This window comes from Nostoc sp. CCY 9925 (assembly GCF_963920935.1).
In the GTDB taxonomy this organism is placed as follows: domain Bacteria; phylum Cyanobacteriota; class Cyanobacteriia; order Cyanobacteriales; family Nostocaceae; genus Nostoc.
In genome coordinates this window covers 1-2,281 of sequence record NZ_CAWUDO010000250.1, presented here as the reverse complement: position 1 = coordinate 2,281, position 2,281 = coordinate 1, and the positions used below count along the sequence as shown (strand labels likewise).

At 42.3% G+C, this 2,281-nt stretch carries 1 protein-coding gene; it reads right to left on the bottom strand.

Going from position 1 to position 2,281, the window contains the following annotated elements; all coding sequences use genetic code 11:
• Nucleotides 1-94: 94 nt before the first annotated feature.
• On the bottom strand, nucleotides 95-1,702 hold the full coding sequence (locus ACM0OY_RS40130) for a group II intron reverse transcriptase/maturase (protein WP_414574258.1): 1,608 nt from the start codon (nucleotides 1,700-1,702) through the stop codon (nucleotides 95-97).
• Nucleotides 1,703-2,281: the final 579 nt, after the last annotated feature.

Here is a 2,281-nt window from a genome sequence, read left to right as displayed (position 1 = left end):
TTGGTAGAGTCGATGGAGGATATTACCCCTCGCACCTCTCTGTTAAATCTGGACGTGCCGCTTTCGCTGCATCCAGCTTCCGATATTCTTAAGGTTAGTTTCCTTTATCTCTCCTTCCCAATCTCTTAATTACAAGATTTTGTGATTGAGAAGAATTAATAATCTCTACTTCCTTTTTGCTCATGTGGATGTAGTCGTGACAACTTTCGTGGACTGCTATTAAATTAGAGCCTTTCCAGTTATCATGATTACCGTCAATGTGGTGTAAGTGTACTCGTTCTTCACTTGTAAACTTCATACCACAGTAATCACATGTATGGCTTTGCTTGTTTAATAGTTTTGAGGTTATACCGTCATATAATTTACTGTTGCGTTTGCTCCAGTAAACTGTATCTCCGTCATAAGGGGATTTATTTCCTTTGACTTTGATGTGACGGTTCTGGGAGTAGGGAACCGATGGAAACGCCTTGTTTAGCAGTACTTTGCTAGTGTGGAGGTCGAGTTTTGTTTCCCTGTTGAATACCTGGAGGGTTCTGTGGCTCATGTTCCATAGTGAAAATCTGGAACCGTCCATTTTACAGAATTTGTGGTAGTTTCTCCATCCTCTGACTATTGGGGCAAGCTTTGCAGCTTTTACCTTGGCGCCATAGTTCGAGCTATTGACGATTTTCTTGACCTTCTTGCGGAAAGCTTTGAAGTTATCCTCTGAGGGAATACTTCTGAATTTTCCGTTTTGCTGTACCTCGAAATGCCAGCCGAGAAAGTCAAACCCATCTGTCGAAGCGGTTAGCTTAGTCTTTTTCGCGCTTACTTTTAATCCTCTTTTTGCTAGGAATTGGCAAATTTTGTCAAGTAGAAGCTTTTCATCGTCTTCTGGTTTAAGAAAGAACACCATGTCATCTGCGTATCTTACGCATGGGTCAGAGTGTCTTGGGTCTTGGTTTTTGTACTTATGTAGTTTTTCGATACCATTTAGAGCGATGTTGGCTAATAATGGGCTTACCACGCCACCTTGACATGTACCTTGTTCTGGAAACTCAGGTGTTATTCCAGCTTTGAGGCATCGGAATATACCTAGTTTTAACCCGGAAGGGGCAATTAAGCTGTTCATGACGGTGGAGTGATTAATCCGGTCGAAGCATTTTTCTATGTCTAACTCAAGGATTCTTTTGTTGATTCCGTTAACGGTGCTTTTGAGATTTTCAAATATTTGCGTTTGGGCATCATGGGCAGAGCGCCCAGTTCTAAATCCGTAGCTATTGGCATGAAATGTTGCTTCGTGTGCTGGCTCTAGGGCAAATTTGGCTAGACATTGCCAGGCTCTATCTGCAATAGTAGGAACCTTCAGAAATCTGGTAGAACCGTCTTTTTTGGGAATTGGTATCAAACGTAATTTGTTGTGATACCAATTTGACTGTCTGAGTAATAATTCCAGGTTGAATCTTTCCTCATGGGTTAATGCAGTTTTACCGTCAATTCCTGCGGTCTTTTTACCAGCGTTTAGTTGTGTTACTTGACGAATCGCCAGAAACCTAGCTGCACGAGATTTCAGAATAAGCTTTTGTAGGGATTTCGCTTTTCGCTTGTCTCCAGCCTGAACAGCTTTAAACACTCTTCTTTGTAAGCGGAAAAGATTCACCCGAAATTTCTTCCAGGGTAGTAATTTCCAAGATTCGCTAGTTTTTATACTGCGTCCAATCATGCTCTACTCCAAATTGCGTTTTCTGAATACCTCAGAGCAGTTACGCTCTGTCCTACCCGATGTAAAGGAATTCAGTATCTCGTCATACCTACCGGGGTTTTCGACCTTTCCCCAGACCTTTATATCGTTTTTACTCGTTCCGTTCTTTTGATTGATTGATGATTTAGGGCAGTCCAATTTGTCTATCCTCTTCTCGGAGATTGCAGCTATTGCAACGTTATGCTGCGAGAGTTTAGAGGATGAAGTCTACATTTTGGTTCCAGGTTGTAGCTTCAGACTCAGACACTTTTTTAGGACTTATTTTACCCATGTCATCCCCCCATTAGCGCCAGTGTTGTTACCTGCTTGTTTTACAACTGATTGCGCCCTGTTCCCAGCTTCAGCCTGCATAATTCCGAGTATGCTCACTGTGGGCAGGTAGGGAGTCACTTGTCTCCTCAAGGGTAGGACTTGCCTTTCTAGGTTACTTGGCTCACCTACATCAAAAGAACAGTTATATATTTTGAAAGTGACTTTCAGAATATACTCTGGTCATACCCCTCTATTTTCTAGAGGCTCTTACCAGAAACGAGCCGCACC

Bases quoted from the DNA above. Each gene is read 5' to 3' on its own strand.
- ACM0OY_RS40130 (WP_414574258.1), bottom strand. From the start codon at position 1,702: ATGATTGGACGCAGTATAAAAACTAGCGAATCTTGGAAATTACTACCC.